Below are 16,504 nucleotides of genomic sequence, written 5' to 3' on the forward strand. Positions count from 1 at the left end.
ATCCGCTCGACCGCCTCCACATAACCGCTCGTGCCGAAGCGGCGCACGGCCGTTTCGAAGCCGTTCGCCACGAGCCGCTCGCGGCGCTCGCGGTCGTGACGCAGCGCGCCGAGCGCCTCCGACAGCGACACCGCGTCGCCCGGCTCGCAGAGCAGGCCGTTCACGCCGTCGTCGACGATCTCGACCACGCCGCCCGCCCGCGCCGCCACCACCGGCCGCCGCGCCAGCATCCCCTCGACGATCACGCGCCCGAACGGCTCCGGCGTGATCGAGGTGTGCGCCACCACGTCGACGGCCTTCATCCAGGCCGCGATGTCGCGCTGGAAGCCGGCGAACGTGACGCGATCGCCCAGCCCGCGCTGCGCGACGAGATCCTGCAGCTCGGCCGCGTATTCGTCCTCGCCGAACAGCGGTGCGCCGACCAGCACCACGTGCAGATCCGGGTCGCGCACGGCCGCGTCGAGCAGCAGGTGCTGGCCCTTCCAGCGCGCGAGGCGGCTGAACGAGCCGACGATCCACGCCGTTTCGGGCAGGCCGAGCCGTGCCCGCAGAGCGGCTTGCGGCGTAGCTTCGAGCGCCACGAACGGCGCGGCGTCGATGCCGTTGAACACCACGTCGACCGCTTCCTCCTCGCCGCCCGTCAGCGCCAGATAGGCCTGCGCCGACGCGTTCGAATTGGCGATCACGCGCGTCACGCCGAGCCGCGCGCAATGGCGGATCGCGAACAGTTGCTTCGAGCCGAAATGCTCGTGGCTGACGATGTCGCGCAGATGCCAGACCACCGGCTTGCGCGCGATCCGCCCGGCCAGCGCGCCCACCACCATCGCGCGCTGCGTGTTGGCGTAGATCACGTCGACATCGCGCGCGCGGCGCACCACCTCGCGCACCAGCGACAGCAGCCCGCCCACCGCGCGCAGCGACGCGCCGCCCTTCTTTTTCACGCGATCCATGCCGCGCGACTTCATCACGCTGACATCGACGCCGGCCTCGTCGAGCGCGTCGCGAAACGGGCCTTCGTCGAACAGCAGCACGCTCGCGGTACCACGCCAGTGCGTCACGAATTCGAACAGCGACAACTCCGCGCCGCCGAGCACGCCGCTCTGGTCGAGCACCAGCGCGCGCACCTGGCTGGCCGCCACCGTGCCGGCCTCGCGTGCACCGGCGCGGGCGCGCGCCTGCGCGTTCGGCAGCAGGCTCTCGATCTGCTCGACCAGCCGGCGGCGGAAATGCGAGGTCGCGAAACGCTCGGCGTTCGCGCGGCAGGCCTCGGGCCGGAAGCGCGCGGGATCGGCTTCGAACGCATCCACCGCCGCCACGATCGCCGGCACCTTCTGCTCGTCGAAGAAGATCCCGGTGGGCGCGGGATCGGACGCGGCGTCGCGCACCGTTTCCAGCGCGCCGCCCTTGCCGAACGCGATCACCGGCGTGCCGCAGGCCTGCGCCTCGACCACCGAGATGCCGAAATCCTCTTCCGCCGCGAACACGAACGCCTTGGCGCGGCGCATGTGATCCTGCAGCACCGAGAACGGCTGGTAGCCGAGAATCTCCACGTTCGGGCCGGCCTTGGCGCGCACCTTGCCCATCTCCGGGCCGTCGCCGATCACCACCAGCCGCCGCCCCGGCATGCGCGCGAAGGCCTCCACGATCAGGTCGATCTTCTTGTACGGCACCATGCGCGAGGCCGTTACGTAGAAGTCCTCTTTTTCGGTCGACAGCGAAAAACCGTCCACGTCCACCGGCGGAAACACCACCGCCGCGTCGCGCTGATAGACCTTGCGGATGCGCCGCGCAATGAACGCCGAATTGGCGATGAAGCCGTCCACCGAATTCGAGGTGCGGATATCCCAGTTGCGGATGTAGTGCAGGATCAGCCGCGCCATCATCGACTTCATGCCGCGCGTGAGCTGCGATTGTTCGAGGTACTGATGTTGCAGATCCCACGCATAGCGGATCGGCGAATGCACGTAGCTGACGTGGATCTGGTCCGGCCCGGTCAGCACGCCCTTGGCCACCGCGTGGCTGCTGGAGATCACCAGGTCGTAGGCGGAGACATCGAGCTGCTCGATCGCCAGCGGCATCAACGGCAGATAGCTGCGGTACTTGGTGCGCGCGAACGGCAGCTTCTGGATGAACGAGGTCGTGACCGGCCGGCCGTGCAGGAAGCTGCGATCGTCGAGGAAATCGACCAGGCTGAACAGGTCGGCGTCGGGAAAGCACGCGATGATCTGCTCGAGCACGCGCTCGGCGCCCGCATAAGTGACCAGCCAATCGTGGATGATCGCCACCCGCAGCGGGCGGCCGGCGGGCCTGCCGAGCGGGCGCGCCGCGCCGGCCGGCTGGATCTGGCGCGCGAGCGGCGCCGCCGTGCGTTCTACGAGTTCGCCTTTCATACGCTTTTCCCCGGAATGAGCCGCCCGATCACGCCGCGCACGAGTGCGCGCAGGCCGGGCGTCGTCAGAAGTGACCACGCGATGTTGAGCGCGGCAACGAGTGCGCAGAGCGCGATGGCTTCGAGCAGCGTCGGGCCCGTCCAGGCCAGCGCGAGGCTCGCGAACAGGAACGCCAGGTGGGCGAGCATGTCGAGTACGATGCCGCGCTGGCGCACCGAGGCCAGCACCAGCAGCACGCCGTAATCCACCAGCGCGCGCGCCACCACCACCACGGCCGCGCCGATCAGCCCGAACTGCGTGACGCCGAACCACAGCGCGCCGACGAAGAACGGCAACTGGATCACCCCCGCCAGGCCCGCACGGGCCGGATTGAGTTGCGACTGGATCAGGATCCGCATCACGCTGGCCTGCCCGACCAGCCAGATGCCGATCACAAGAATTCGCCCGACCGGCGCCGACTGCATCGCCAGATCGTGGCCGACCCACAATTCGAGGAACGGCTGCAGCGCGAAAATCGCGGCGATCATGATCGGCGTGAACACGCCGTTCAGGAATTCGAGCGACTGGCGCACCAGATGGTCGGCATGATCGCGATCGACGGCCGACAGGCGCGGAAACAGCGTGCGCACCACCGCGTTCGGCAGCATGTTCAGGCGCGTGACGAGGTTCTGCGGCACCGTGTAATACGTGACGTAGCGCGCGCCCAGATGCGCGCCGAGCAGCACGCGGTCGAGCGAATCGGACACCATGCTCGCGGTGCTGGCGATCAGCATCCAGCCGCCGAACGTGAACAGCTCCTTGGCGGTTTGCCAGCGCGGCGGCGCGACGCGCCGGATGTTCAGCACGCGCAGGCTGGCGCGGAACAGCAGCAACGCCGCGATCAGCCGCGCCAGCACGGCGGCAGCCAGCACGGCCGGCAGGCTCGGCGCGATCAGCCAGGCCGCGAACAGCGGCAGCAGCTGGAACAGGAACGTGCCGAACGTCTGGTTCGCGTTGTAGATGCCGAAGCGTTCCGCACCGTTGATCGCGCCCGAGAACACCCACGACACGTTGGCGATCGGAATCGCGCAGGCCAGCCACGGCAGCGCGTGATACACCTCGTGCTGCAACTGCCCCGATACCTTGGTGAAATACGCCGTGTAGATGAACGCGCCGAAATAGATCAGCAGCCCGCCCACGATGCCGGTGATCAGGTTCAGCCAGGTCGCGCTCCAGAACACGCGCTCGCACTGCGCCGGGTCGCCGCTGGCGATCGCCTTCGAGATCTGGTTCTGCGCGGCCATGCTCATGCCGAGATCGAGGATTCCGAAATAACCGATCAGCGTCCACACGAGGCTGACCACGCCGTAGCGATCGACGCCCAGCGCGTGAATATAGGCCGGCACCGTCACCAGCGAAACGAACGTCGGCAGGATCAGCCCGACGAAGTTCACCGCGACGTTCTTCAACATCCGTTTATCCATGCTTGCGTTTCGAGCGGACACGATGATCCGCTCTCCTCATTGATTCACGTCGATTCATCATCGCGGCGTCCAGCGGTACATCATCACCTTGCCGCGTGCGTCTTCCTCCACGAAGATCAGGTACTCGCCGTTATCGCGGCGATGCGCGCTGATCCCGAACGGCACGTCCACCCAGCCCGACGCGCGGCCCACTTCCGGCCCCGGCTTGATCACGCCGACCTCCTTGCCGTTCTCCTTGTCGTACACGTGCACGATGCCGACCGGCTCCACGCCGAACAGGTAGCGCCCCTCCACGGTCAGGCCGATCAGGTTCAGGATCGGCTTCGCGTCGGGCGCCCACGGCAACGCCACCTGGTAGCGTTGCACCGGCTTGTCGCTCGACCATTTGTCGTAGCGCACCAGCACGCGGCCCACTTCCTTGTTGATGCCCGGCTTCGGCTGCGCGTCGGCCGTGTAGCCCGTCACGTAAAGCGTGTCGGTGGCCGGCTCGTAGATCGCGCGGCGCAGCTCGGTAAACGGCGCGGGCGTCGGGTAATTGGTCAGCTTGTCGTACGAATAGATCGGGTTGCCGGCCTTGTCGAGGCCGCCATAGCGGAAGCGGTGGATGCCGCGCGTCTCGCTGGCGCGCCAGATGTCGCCGTTGGTGTCGACCCACCAGCCCCAGCCGCCCGCGCGTGCCTTGGTGTCGGTGTTGATCGCGAATTCGTCGGCGTCGAAGCTGCCGTTGCCGTTCTTGTCGCGCCAGATCCAGTCGCCACCCGAGGGCCGGTTCGGCACCTTGTCCACCGGCCGCGCGCGCCCGGCGATGAAGCCCGACGGAATCGCCGTTTCGCCATCGCGCTTGGCGTCGAAGCGGTAGATCTTCAGGTGATCGGCGTACATGTCCGTCAGATACAGAAACGTGTGCCCATCGAGCTGGCGCGCGGTCGGCAGGCCCGGCCATTGATCGGTGTTGAACACCGGATCCTGCGGATACTTGAAGCGATTGGACAGGAATCCGACATATTTCCATTCGTGCCCGGCCGGCTTCGAGAAATCGAGCTCGAAACGCTTGTTGCCGGTGTAGACGCTGTTCGGCCGCGCCGGGTCGATGAATGCACTGTCGACGAACAGCAGGCCGTCCACCTGCCAGCGCAGCTTGTCGTCGGCGCCATAGCTGGCGAGCGTCGCGCCGAGGCCCGCACCGAGCGTGCCCTGCTTCGGACCGATACCGTTCATCGCCACATAGATGTTGCCGGCGCGATCGGCGCCCACGCCCGTCAGGCCGTTGAAGCGCAGCGGGCCGGGCCGCCCCGCCACGCCCGAGAAGATGCCGCCGCGCTCGCCGAGCGTGCCGCTCATCGCGTAGCTGCCGCCCTGCGCCGGCTTCGAGAAAATCAGGATCTGCTGGCGCGGGCCGTTGTCGGCGATCAGCACGCGGCCCTTCGCATCGACCACCACGTCCACCGCGTCGCTGCCGGACGGCAGCGCGGGCGCATCATCGATCACACGGCCGTCGGGGCGGACGTGCGCCAGCTTGGCCGGGCCGCCGAGCGTATCGGTCAGGAGCCACAGCGTGCCGTCGTTATCGAGCGCGATGCGGCCCGGTTGGTGCGCGCTGAACGTCGACAGCTTGTCCATCGATTCGGCGTCGTACACGTCGACGCTGTCGTGTTGCGGATCGGTCGCGTAAAGCCGCTTGGCCGAGGCCGCGAGGCCGGCCACTTCGGCGCGCGTATCGACCGGCGTGTCGTTGACCTTCAGGAAGCTCGCGGCCATCTTCGCCCGCGCATCGCCGGCCGCCGCGGCACGAAACGGCGCGGGCTGGCGCATGTCGCCGATCGCGCGGCGCGAGATGCCCCACCACTGACGCCCCTTGTCGGGCCACACGCCCGGGCTGACCAGCCGGCCCTTTTCATTGCCGACGCCGATCGCCACGTAGGCGTAGCGGTCGTTGACCGCGATCGCGCTGCCGCCCGCATTGCCCCAGCCGTGCGTGCCACCGGCGAAGCCGAGCATTTTGCCGTCCTGATAAACGCTGGCCTCGGCGCCGCTCTCGTCCCAGGGGGCATTCGTATACACCTTGCCCTGCGGGGTGACTGCGATCGCGCGGATGTCGATCTGCGTCCAGCTACCGTCGCCATAGCCATGGGTATTGCCGATCCACGACGTGGTGGCGTCGAGCACGGCTTCGGCCGAGGTGCGGCCGGGCAGACACACGGCGGGAACGATGACGGCAAGGGCGATCAGGAGCGAACGTCGCAATGCAACTCTCCGGAGTGGACGGATGGACGGACGGCCCATATCCAGCCGAGCGGTTCGCGGCAATGCACCACGATACGGCGCAACGTCGGACCGGCCCGGGCGGCAGGGTGCGACGCAGGTTACAAGCGAAAATAATCACAAGAAATTCCGAATTCTTTTCCGCGGCGCATCGTTACATGTGGTTTCGAATTCGCATGAAAAACCCGCAGGCTTTCAGCAAATTCAAGGCATGTCGCATTTAATCGGCCGTAACTTGTACCGATAACAGCCACGGGATAGCACCCTTAAAAGCCGTGCACGCCATCACCGCTCCGCTTGGCAACCGGTTTTATATCGCCATTTTTTATCGATTTCTTTTCCCTAGAATCCCACACGGATCATTCCTGGATTTACAGATTGCATTCTTCCGCCCTTGGCGCATGCGCAATTCGACTTTCAGATCCGTCCAATTGACCCGGAGCAGTCGCCCATACATGATGCGCGACGCGCCACAACCCTGACAGGCCACGATGACGCTCGACACGCCCGCTTCACCGCCCCGCCATACAAGCCGCATCGTTCAGCTCGATGGCTTGCGCGCGATCGCCGTGATGGCCGTGTTCCTGCAACACGCGGTCAAGGCGCCGCTCTGGATGGGCGTCGATCTGTTTTTCGTGTTGAGCGGCCTGCTGATCACCGGCATCCTGCTCGACCGCAAGGAGCGCGGCCTGCCGCTGTTCCGCCATTTCTACGTGCGTCGCGCGCGCCGCATCCTGCCGTCGTACGGTCTGCTGTTGATTGTCTCCACGCTGCTGTTCGGCGCAGGCTGGCTCGCGCACTGGCCGTGGTATGCGTTCTTCTCGACCAATATCGGGCTGTCGATCGGCGGCATCGGACATGAAAGCCTGAACGTGCTGTGGTCGCTCGCGGTGGAAGAGCAGTTCTATATTTTCTGGCCGTTCGTGGTGCTGTTCTGCCCCGAGCGCGCGCTGGCCTGGGTCGCGGCCGCGCTGGTGATTGCGGCGCCGCTGCTGCGCGCCGTGGCAACGCCGTGGTTCGATTCGTTCTGGCCGATCTACTACCTGACGCCGTTCCGCATGGATCTGCTCGCCGCAGGCGCACTGCTGGCCGTCGTGCTGCGCCGCGACCGACGCGCGCTGGAGCCGTACACCGGCCTCGCCGTGGCGGCCGCCTGCGTCGCGCTCGCCCTGCTCGCCTGGCTGCATCTGTCGAACCCGCGGTTCCGCGCCGCCAATACGCCACTGTCGAACGCCGCGCTCTACAGCATCTCGCTGGTGCTCTGCACCTCGATCGTGGTGATCGCGCTGCGCGGCCGCGGCATCGTGCAGCGCGTGCTGACAAACCCGGTGCTCGTCTATGTCGGCACCATCAGCTACACGATTTATCTCGTTCACCTGAGCGTTTTGTATGCGCTCTGGCCATGGCATATGAATCGCTATGTCACTGCCGTCATTGCACTGGCGATCACACTCGGCTACGCCAGCTTCACCTGGTTCGCGTTCGAACGCCGGCTCACGCGTGGCCCCGCGCCATCCGTGTCGGCAGTGCCCCAATCCTCCACTCGCTCCATCGGGAATCCGTTATGAGTTCAGCACGCAAGAAGGCGATCATCACCGGCATCACCGGACAAGACGGCGCCTATCTGACGAAACTCCTGCTCGACGCCGGCTACGAGGTCACCGGCACCTACCGGCGCACGAGTTCGGTCAATTTCTGGCGCATCGCCGAACTTGGCGTGGCCGATCACCCGAATCTGTCGCTGGTCGAGCACGACCTCACGGACCTCGGATCGAGCCTGCGCCTGATCGAACGCGTCCAGCCCGACGAGCTCTATAATCTCGCCGCGCAAAGCTTCGTCGGCGTCTCGTTCGACCAACCGGCGACCACGGCCAGCGTGACCGGGATCGGCGCACTGAACCTGCTGGAAGCGCTGCGCGTGGTCAGCCCGCGCACTCGCTTCTATCAGGCTTCGACATCGGAAATGTTCGGCAAGGTGCAGGCAATTCCGCAAATCGAGTCGACGCCGTTCTATCCGCGCAGCCCGTACGGTGTCGCCAAGCTTTACGCGCACTGGATGACGGTGAATTACCGGGAGTCGTACGGCATGTTCGCGTCGAGCGGCATCCTGTTCAATCACGAATCGCCGCTGCGCGGCCGCGAGTTCGTCACACGGAAGATCACCGACACCGTCGCCAAGATCAAGCTCGGCAAGGCCACGCGGCTCGAACTCGGCAATCTCGATGCCAAGCGCGACTGGGGCTTCGCATTGGAATACGTCGACGGCATGCGCCGCATGCTGCAAGCCGACGAACCCGATACCTTCGTGCTCGCCACCAACCGCACCGAAACAGTGCGCGACTTTGCACGCATGGCGTTTGCCGCGGCCGGCTTCCAGATCGAATGGTCCGGCAAGGACGAGCACGAACGGGGCATCGACATGGCAACCGGCAACGTGCTCGTTGCGATCAACCCGCGCTTCTATCGGCCCGCCGAAGTGGAGCTGCTGATCGGATGCGCGGACAAGGCGAAGGAAAAACTCGGTTGGCAGCCGCACACAACCCTGGAACAACTTTGCACTATGATGGTTGAAGCGGATCTCACGCGGAATCTTCATCATGAAACCTTCTGATCTGCCGCGCGCTCGCCGCGCGCTCGTTACAGGCCTCACTGGATTCACCGGCCGCTACGTCGCGCAAAGCCTCGAAGCCGCCGGCTACGAGGTATGGGGCACCGTCGCCCCCGGCACCGCGGCGCGACGGCGCGCGCAGATCGGACATCGCAGGGTCGTCGAAGCCGACCTGCTGGACCTCGCTTCGCTTCGCTCGGCGGTCGAGCAATCACGGCCGGACGCCGTCATCCATCTGGCCGCGTGCGCGCACGTCGCCAACAACGATCCGCGCGATCTGTACCTCGTCAATGTGGTCGGCACGCGCAATCTGCTGACGGCTCTGGTCGACGCCGGCGCAGCACCCCGTTGCGTGCTGCTCGCAAGCAGTGCCAATGTCTACGGCAACGCCGATGTCGAATCACTGGACGAAAGCGTGCCGCCCCAACCCGCAAACGATTACGCGGTCAGCAAGCTCGCCATGGAACACGCAGTTCGTCAGTGGTATGACAAGCTGCCGATCGTGATTGCGCGGCCTTTCAACTACACCGGCGTCGGTCAGCTCGACACCTATCTGCTGCCGAAACTCGTGACGCATTACGCGAATCGCGAGCCGCGCATCTCGCTCGGCAACCTCGACGTGAGCCGGGATTTCTCGGACGTTCGCGATGTGGCCGCCGCCTATGTGCGCTTGATCGAGGCGGCACCGGCCGGCCAGACGTTCAACGTCTGCTCGGAACACGCCTATTCGCTGAAGGAAGTCATCGCGATGCTGTCGAGCATGGTCGGCTACGTGATCGACGTGACGATCGATCCACGCTTCGTTCGTGGCAACGAAGTGAAAAAGCTGGTGGGTTCGCGTGAAAAGCTGCGCTCCTGCCTGGGCGAGTTGCCCGTGACGGCGCTCGACGAGACCTTGCGCTGGATGGTCGATGCGCTCAGGCGTCGCCCGTCGCCGAGCGATATTGCCTGCCAGGCTGGCGGAGGCTTCCAGCAACGCATGGCGGCCGGCTGAATCGCAACCGCCGACGTTCCCGCGTAGAGCATATGCAAAGAGCCGGCAAACGCCGGCCCTTTGCATTCCAACCTGCCGACTTACTGCCCCAACCCGCGCGCCAGATCGTTACGCAGGTCATCCACCCCTTCCAGCCCAACCGCAACCCGCAGTAGCCCTTCGCTGATGCCCGCCGTGGCCCGCGCTTCCGGCGTGATGCGCGAATGCGTCGTGGTGGCCGGGTGCGTGATGGTGGTACGCGTGTCGCCGAGGTTGGCCGTGATCGATACGATCTTGGTGTTGTCGATCACGCGCCAGGCGTTCGCGCGCTGCGCCTCGGGCGACTCGCCCTTCAGTTCGAACGACACCACCGCCCCGCCCGACTTCTGCTGGCGCTTGGCAATCGCGTACTGCGGATGCGATTCGAGGCCCGGATAGAACACGCGATTGACGGCCGGATGCTGTTCGAGCCAGCGGGCGATTTCGAGCGCGCTGGCCGACTGGCGGTCGACCCGCAGCGACAGCGTTTCCATGCCCTTGAGCAGCACCCACGCGTTGAACGCCGACAACGTCGGGCCGGCGCTGCGCACGAACGGGAACACCTTGCCCGTGATGAATTCCTTCGAACCGACCAGCGCGCCGCCGAGCACGCGACCCTGGCCGTCGAGGAACTTGGTGGCCGAGTGCATCACCACGTCCGCGCCGAGCTTGAGCGGCTGTTGCAACGCCGGGCTGCAGAAACAGTTGTCGACCACGAACAGCGCCTTGACCGACTTCGCGATCGCGGCGATCGCCTCGATGTCGGCGATTTCGGTCAGCGGGTTCGACGGCGTTTCGAGGAAGAACATCTTCGTTTCGGGCCGCACGGCCTCGCGCCACGCGTTCAGATCGGTCGGATCGACGAACGTGGTGGTGATGCCGAACTTGCTGAAGATCTGCGAAAACATGCCGAGCGTCGAGCCGAACAGGCTGCGCGAGCTGACCAGGTGATCGCCCGCCTGCAGCGCCGACATCACGACCGACATGATGGCCGCCATGCCCGAGGCCGTTGCGATGCACGCCTCGCCACCTTCCAGCGCCGCGAGGCGATCCTGGAACATCGTGACGGTCGGGTTCGTGAAGCGCGAATACGTGTAGTTGTCCTCCGAATTCGCGAAGCGCGTCGCGGCGTCCTGCGCGCTCGTGAAGCAGAAGCTGGAGGTCAGGAACAGCGCTTCGGAATGTTCGTTGTATTCGCTGCGCAGCGTGCCCGCGCGGACGGCGAGCGTATCGAGGCTAAAGGAGTCGTCCATGGTTCGGTCATCCGGTTTCATGCGCGTCGCGCCGCAGGCGCGCCGCTTTTGGCGAAAAGCCAACGAAAAAGCCCGCGACGCGTCGGCATCGGCGGGCTTCAGATAGGCGGTCAACAGCGTTCGACTCGGGCCGGCATAACGCACCCGGCCTCCGCTTTAGCTGTTTCGGGGCATCGCCCCACGTCCGCAAGCTGATATCAAATCGACGCAGGGCACATCGTAACACGCGAATTCCAACGATGCGCCCCGGGCCTCATTCGACCGACAGTTGCAGGTTCATCTGCGAACGCGCCACGTCGCCGTTCTGGTCGCGGTCCAGCTGCGAAGCCGGTGCGAGACGCGCGCGTTCGAGCGAGTCGAGATATTCCGGCGTGACGTGGCCCGTGATGTAGTTGCCGTCGAAGCACGACGCCTCGAAGCTGGTGATCTCGGGGTTGATGTCGCGCACTGCACGGCGCAGGTCATCCACATCCTGATAGATCAGGTAATCGGCGCCGATCATCTTCGCCACTTCTTCGTCGGTGCGGCCATGGGCGACCAGCTCGTTGCGGGTCGGCATGTCGATGCCGTACACGTTCGGGAATTTCACGGGCGGTGCGGCCGACGCGAAGATCACCGATTTCGCGCCCGAATCGCGCGCCATCTGCACGATCTCGTGCGAGGTGGTGCCGCGCACGATCGAATCGTCGACGATCAGCACGTGCTTGTCCTTGAACTCGATGCTCATCGCATTGAGCTTCTGGCGCACCGACTTCTTGCGTACGGCCTGGCCCGGCATGATGAAGGTGCGGCCGACGTAGCGGTTCTTGAAGAAGCCTTCGCGGTATTCCACGCCGAGCTTGTTCGCCACCTGCATCGCGGCGGGCCGCGACGAGTCGGGGATCGGCATCACGACGTCGATCGGCACGCCCTTCAGCTCGCGCTTGATCTTCTCGGCGAGGTAGTCGCCCATGCGCAGGCGCACGTTGTAGACCGGCACGCCGTCGAGGCAGGAATCCGGGCGGGCCAGGTAGACCCACTCGAACATGCACGGGTTCAGGCTCGGATTTTCAGCGCACTGCTGGCTGTGGAAGCTGCCGTCGTTGCTGATGAAGATCGCCTCGCCCGGCGCAACGTCACGCACGAGTTCGAAGCCGATGCCTTCGACCGCCACCGATTCCGACGCCACGATCCACTCCACGCCCTGCTCGGTTTCGAGCTTGCCGATACACAGCGGGCGGATGCCGAACGGGTCGCGAAACGCCACCATGCCGTGGCCGGCGATCTGGGACACGATCGCGTACGAGCCTTGCGCGCGGCGGTGCACGCCCGACACGGCCTTGAACACGGCGGCCGGATCGAGTTCGAGGCCGGTGGTCGCCAGTTGCAGCTCGTGCGCGAACACGTTCAGCAGCACTTCGCTGTCCGAATTCGTGTTGATGTGACGGCGATCGATGCGGAACATCTCGTCCTTGAGCTGTCCCATGTTCGTCAGGTTGCCGTTGTGCGCAAGCACGATGCCGAACGGCGCGTTGACGTAGAACGGCTGGGCCTCGGCTTCGCTCGACGCCGAACCGGCCGTCGGGTAACGCACCTGGCCGATGCCGCTGGCCCCCGGCAGGCTGCGCATGTTGCGCGTGCGAAACACGTCGCGCACCATGCCGTTGGCCTTGTACATATGGAAGTTGCTGCCGTCCGCGGTCACGATGCCGGCTGCGTCCTGACCGCGATGCTGCAGCAGCAGCAGGCTGTCATAGATGAGCTGATTGACCGGGGAATGAGAGATAACGCCTACGATGCCGCACATGGCATGGTCCTTCAAGGATACAAAAACGGTTTCGGCTGCTGCGTACTCAAATATGGATATACGCAGCCAGCCCGTCGGGCAAGTATGGCTTCAGCTCATGCACGCCTTGCACGGCGAGGGGACGCAACAGCGCGTTGCGCCAGAAATCCTGTTTCGGCAGATCGGTCAGCCCCGCTGCCGCCACCAACGCCAACACCAGCAGCACGCCGCGCATCAGCCCGAACAGCAGCCCGAGCGAGCGGTCCACGCCGCCGAGGCCGGTGGCCTGCGCCAGCCGCGAGAGCAGCGCATTCGCCACGCCCGCCACCAGCACCACGCCGATCACCAGCCCGCCGAACGCGATGACCCACTGGGTCAGCGCGCCGCCCGGCCAGTTGGACGGGATGAACGGCAGCACCACGCCGACGTAGCGGCACGCGATGATGAACGCCGCGATCCAGCCGATCAGCCCGAACACCTCGGACACGAAGCCGCGCCACGCACCGCGCAATGCCGACAGCAGAATCACCGCCATCACGGCGTAATCGAATACTGTGAACATCGCCGCCTTACTGAGTCAGGCCCGCATCGCGCACCTTCGCGATGGCGGCCGATGCCGCCGCGCGATCGGCGAACGGGCCTGCACGCAGCAGTGTAGCGACGCTGCCGTCGGCCTGCTTGCGACGTTCGACATATGCGGGTACCCCCGCCGATTTCAACTTGGCAGCCCAGCCGCGGGCCGTCGCCTCATTCGTGAACGAACCCAGTTGCACCGCGAATCGCGCGCCGGCCGGCGAGGACGGCGAGGCGCCGTTGGCTGCCGCGGCCTGCTCGGAATCGGGTTGGGACTGGGGTTCGACGGGCGGCTTGGCCTGCGCGACGGGCGGCTTCACCGTGGGCGCCGGCTTGGCGGCGGCCTGCTGCTGCGGTTTCGCGGCCGGCGCGGCGGGCAACGTGGCCTTCGAGCCCGCGCTCGCCACGTCGGGCGCCTGCGCCGTCTGGGTGTCGTCGGTTGCACCGGGCGGCGCGTCGTGCGCGACGCCGGCCTGCGTGTCGACGGGATCGTCGTCGCGGGTCGGGGCCGCCTTCGCCGGCTTGTTCGGGATATCGATCGCGATGTCGCTGGTGACCGGCTTCGGATGCGCATCGAGCACCATCGGCAGCACGATCACGGCGGCGACCACCAGCGCGATCGCACCGACGAGACGCCGGCGCGCGCGTTGTTTCTCGGGGAGGGTCGGATCGAGCAGCAACGCGTCCGATTCAGGACGCTCCGCGCGACGCGTGCGCCGCTCCGGGCGTTCTCCGCGAGCGGCCCGTGAGGAGCCGGACCTTGACCCGCGCCGGGGCGGCGCGTCGTCGTCTTTCTTTTTGCCGAACGAGAAGATTCCCATGTATGGCTGATCCGAACTGCCCGTCAGTGTTGCTGCGATTTACGGTAGGCGATCACACCCGCTACCGTATAAAAACTACCAAAGACCACGATTCTATCATTCTCCGAGGCCCGTTTCAGGGCATCTCGAAAAGCGTCCGCGGGCGTTGCGTAATGCGTGACGCTGCTGTCGGGACCCTCCTCGACACCGGCTTCACGCAGCGCTGCCTCGAGCGACGCGGCCGAGGCCGCGCGCGGCAGCGGCAGATCGGTCACGCACCAGTGATCGATTTCGCCTTTCAACTGCTTGAGCACGCCCGCGATGTCCTTGTCGCGCATCGCGCCGAACACCGCGTAAGTGTACGGAAAGAAACCCATATTGCCGAGGTTTTGCGCGAGAACGGCCGATGCGTGCGGATTATGCGCAACATCGAGCACGATTGCGGGCTTGCCCGGCAGCACCTGGAAGCGTCCGGCCAGCTCGACGGTCGCCAGACCGAGGCGGATGTCCTGCGCCGACACCGGCAGGCGCGAGCGCAGCGATTCAAGCGCGGCCAGCGCGGCCGAGGCGTTGATCAACTGGTTCGCGCCACGCAGCGCCGGATAGGCGAGCGCCGGATAGCGCTTGTCGCGGCCCAGATAGCTCCACTGCTGGCGCTCGTTGCCGGCCTGCGCTTCATAACGGAAATCGCGCCCGACCAGCCACAGATCGGCGCCGATCGCGGTGGCATGATCGATCAGCGTCTGGGGGGGCGACGGATCGCCGCAGATCGCCGGCGTATCGGCGCGGAAGATGCCGGCCTTCTCGAAGGCAATCTTATCGCGCGTATCGCCGAGGTATTCGGTGTGATCGATGTCGATGCTGGTGACGACCGCGCAATCGGCGTCGAGGATGTTCATCGCGTCGAGCCGCCCGCCCAGCCCCACTTCGAGGATCACCGCGTCGAGCCCGCTTTCGGCGAACAGGCGCAGGATCACCAGCGTCGTGAATTCGAAGTACGTGAGCGTGACCGGCTGCACCAGGCTCAAGCGCGCCGCCTCGACGGCCTCGAAATGCGGCAGCAGCACGTCGTCGGCCACGTTCTCACCGCCGATTCGCGCGCGCTCGTTGAAGGCGATCAGATGCGGCGACGTATGGCAGCCGACGCGATAGCCCGCCTTGAGCAGGATCGTTTCGAGAAACGCGCAGGTCGAGCCCTTGCCGTTGGTGCCGCCGACCGTGATCACCGGGCACGAGAACGACAGCCCGAGGGCGTCCTTGACCTGGCTGATACGGTCGAGGCCCATGTCGATGCCGACCGGATGCGCGGATTCGAGATGCGAAAGCCACGCGTCGAGAGTAGGAAATGTGCTCATCTGTGCCACTGCAAACCGGAAAAAAGCAGGAAAAATGCGGATCGGCGAATCACGCCGAAAAACGAAAAACGCGCCGCCCGGCCGGGCCGGACGACGCGTCGGCGGATGCCGCGCGGCGCTTACGCCAGCGCGTCGGCCGGCTGGCGCTGCAGCAGCGCGAGCAATTGCGCGATTTCATCGCGCATCTTGCGGCGGTCGACGATCATGTCGATCGCGCCCGACTTCAGCAGGAATTCCGCGCGCTGGAAACCTTCCGGCAGCTTCTCGCGCACCGTCTGCTCGATCACGCGCGGGCCGGCGAAGCCGATCAGCGCCTTCGGCTCGGCGATCACCACGTCGCCGAGGAACGCAAAGCTGGCCGACACGCCGCCCATGGTCGGATCGGTCAGCACCGAAATGAACGGCAGCTTGGCTTCGGCCAGCTTGGTCAGCATCGCGGTGGTCTTGGCCATCTGCATCAGCGACAGCAGGCTTTCCTGCATGCGCGCGCCGCCCGAGGCCGTCACGCAGATGAACGGCACGTGCTGCTCGAGCGCGTTCTGCGCGCCGCGCGCGAAGCGCTCGCCGACCACCGAACCCATCGAGCCGCCCATGAACGAGAACTCGAAACAGGCCGCGACCACCGGCAGCGTGCGGATCGCGCCGCCCATCACCACCATCGCGTCGGTTTCGCCCGTCTCGTCGATTGCTTCCTTCAGACGATCCGGGTACTTGCGGCTGTCCTTGAACTTCAGCGTATCGACCGGCACGATTTCCTGGCCGATTTCATAGCGGCCTTCCGGATCGAGCAGCGCATCGAGGCGCTCGCGCGCGCCGATCCGCATGTGGTGATCGCACTTCGGGCACACATGCAGATTGGCCTCGACGTCGGAGCGGTACAGCACGGCCTCGCAAGACGGGCACTTGACCCACAGCCCCTCGGGGATGCCCTTGCGGCTCTTGGGGTCGGTCTGCTTGATCTTCGGCGGCAACAGCTTGTCGAGCCAGCTCATGTGTGGTTTCCCTGTTCAAGACGGGCCGGAT

The 16,504-nt window shown here is 65.8% G+C and carries 12 protein-coding genes; 3 read left to right on the forward strand and 9 right to left on the reverse strand.

All coding sequences use genetic code 11. The features are described from left to right. From ACYP33_RS09570 to ACYP33_RS09580, 3 genes are all read right to left on the reverse strand, one after another. Positions 1-2,390, reverse strand: a 2,390-nt coding sequence (locus ACYP33_RS09570) for a glycosyltransferase family 4 protein (RefSeq protein ID WP_459621256.1), incomplete at its 3' end; no start/stop codon positions are given. Next, positions 2,387-3,853, reverse strand: a complete 1,467-nt coding sequence (locus tag ACYP33_RS09575) for an oligosaccharide flippase family protein (RefSeq protein WP_414441608.1) — start codon at positions 3,851-3,853, stop codon at positions 2,387-2,389. The genes ACYP33_RS09570 and ACYP33_RS09575, both read right to left, overlap by 4 nt. 57 nt (positions 3,854-3,910) lie before the next feature. Then, entirely contained in the window at positions 3,911-6,097 is a 2,187-nt protein-coding gene (locus tag ACYP33_RS09580) for an NHL repeat-containing protein (protein ID WP_459621258.1), read from the reverse strand. Positions 6,098-6,606: 509 nt separating this feature from the next. On the opposite strand from ACYP33_RS09580, the gene ACYP33_RS09585 reads away from it, so the two are divergent. Genes ACYP33_RS09585 through ACYP33_RS09595 form a run of 3 tightly spaced genes read left to right on the forward strand, consistent with a single transcriptional unit; the run spans position 6,607 to position 9,717 of the window. Next, complete coding sequence (locus tag ACYP33_RS09585) at positions 6,607-7,683, forward strand: acyltransferase family protein (RefSeq protein ID WP_459621260.1); 1,077 nt, start codon at positions 6,607-6,609, stop codon at positions 7,681-7,683. Further along, the gene (gmd, locus tag ACYP33_RS09590; protein WP_414447913.1) at positions 7,680-8,726 is read left to right on the forward strand and encodes a GDP-mannose 4,6-dehydratase; all 1,047 of its coding nucleotides are present in this window, start codon (positions 7,680-7,682) and stop codon (positions 8,724-8,726) included. Before ACYP33_RS09585 ends, gmd begins: the two co-directional genes overlap by 4 nt. Further along, on the forward strand, positions 8,713-9,717 hold the full coding sequence (locus tag ACYP33_RS09595) for an NAD-dependent epimerase/dehydratase family protein (protein WP_459621291.1): 1,005 nt from the start codon (positions 8,713-8,715) through the stop codon (positions 9,715-9,717). The genes gmd and ACYP33_RS09595 overlap by 14 nt, the downstream gene beginning before the upstream one ends. An 80-nt stretch (positions 9,718-9,797) precedes the next feature. Here the strand turns inward: ACYP33_RS09595 and ACYP33_RS09600 are convergent, their stop codons facing one another. From ACYP33_RS09600 to accD, 6 genes are all read right to left on the reverse strand, one after another. Then, complete coding sequence (locus ACYP33_RS09600; protein ID WP_414447914.1) at positions 9,798-10,988, reverse strand: O-succinylhomoserine sulfhydrylase; 1,191 nt, start codon at positions 10,986-10,988, stop codon at positions 9,798-9,800. 253 nt (positions 10,989-11,241) lie between these two features. Then, a complete protein-coding gene (gene purF / locus ACYP33_RS09605) occupies positions 11,242-12,774 on the reverse strand; it encodes an amidophosphoribosyltransferase (protein WP_414441602.1) in 1,533 nt (510 codons plus the stop codon). A 46-nt stretch (positions 12,775-12,820) separates the two neighbouring features. Beyond that, positions 12,821-13,315: a CvpA family protein gene (locus tag ACYP33_RS09610; protein WP_414441601.1), complete on the reverse strand. Its 495-nt coding sequence runs from the start codon at positions 13,313-13,315 to the stop codon at positions 12,821-12,823. 7 nt (positions 13,316-13,322) lie between these two features. Further along, on the reverse strand, positions 13,323-14,147 hold the full coding sequence (locus ACYP33_RS09615) for an SPOR domain-containing protein (RefSeq protein WP_459621263.1): 825 nt from the start codon (positions 14,145-14,147) through the stop codon (positions 13,323-13,325). A gap of 23 nt (positions 14,148-14,170) precedes the next feature. Further along, positions 14,171-15,481 carry a bifunctional tetrahydrofolate synthase/dihydrofolate synthase gene (folC, locus tag ACYP33_RS09620; protein ID WP_459621265.1) on the reverse strand — a complete coding sequence of 437 codons (1,311 nt, stop codon included), beginning with the start codon at positions 15,479-15,481 and terminating at the stop codon, positions 14,171-14,173. Between the two features lie 119 nt (positions 15,482-15,600). Beyond that, the gene (gene accD / locus ACYP33_RS09625) at positions 15,601-16,473 is read right to left on the reverse strand and encodes an acetyl-CoA carboxylase, carboxyltransferase subunit beta (RefSeq protein ID WP_414447918.1); all 873 of its coding nucleotides are present in this window, start codon (positions 16,471-16,473) and stop codon (positions 15,601-15,603) included. Between the last annotated feature and the right edge of the window lie 31 nt (positions 16,474-16,504).

This window comes from Burkholderia sp. 3C (assembly GCF_054589155.1).

Coding starts and splice junctions, on each gene's coding strand:
- ACYP33_RS09585 (WP_459621260.1), top strand. CDS start 6,607: ATGACGCTCGACACGCCCGCTTCACCGCCCCGCCATACAAGCCGCATC.
- ACYP33_RS09600 (WP_414447914.1), bottom strand. CDS start 10,988: ATGGACGACTCCTTTAGCCTCGATACGCTCGCCGTCCGCGCGGGCACG.
- ACYP33_RS09575 (WP_414441608.1), bottom strand. CDS start 3,853: ATGGATAAACGGATGTTGAAGAACGTCGCGGTGAACTTCGTCGGGCTG.
- gmd (WP_414447913.1), top strand. CDS start 7,680: ATGAGTTCAGCACGCAAGAAGGCGATCATCACCGGCATCACCGGACAA.
- ACYP33_RS09595 (WP_459621291.1), top strand. CDS start 8,713: ATGAAACCTTCTGATCTGCCGCGCGCTCGCCGCGCGCTCGTTACAGGC.
- folC (WP_459621265.1), bottom strand. CDS start 15,481: ATGAGCACATTTCCTACTCTCGACGCGTGGCTTTCGCATCTCGAATCC.
- purF (WP_414441602.1), bottom strand. CDS start 12,774: ATGTGCGGCATCGTAGGCGTTATCTCTCATTCCCCGGTCAATCAGCTC.
- accD (WP_414447918.1), bottom strand. CDS start 16,473: ATGAGCTGGCTCGACAAGCTGTTGCCGCCGAAGATCAAGCAGACCGAC.
- ACYP33_RS09610 (WP_414441601.1), bottom strand. CDS start 13,315: ATGTTCACAGTATTCGATTACGCCGTGATGGCGGTGATTCTGCTGTCG.
- ACYP33_RS09615 (WP_459621263.1), bottom strand. CDS start 14,147: ATGGGAATCTTCTCGTTCGGCAAAAAGAAAGACGACGACGCGCCGCCC.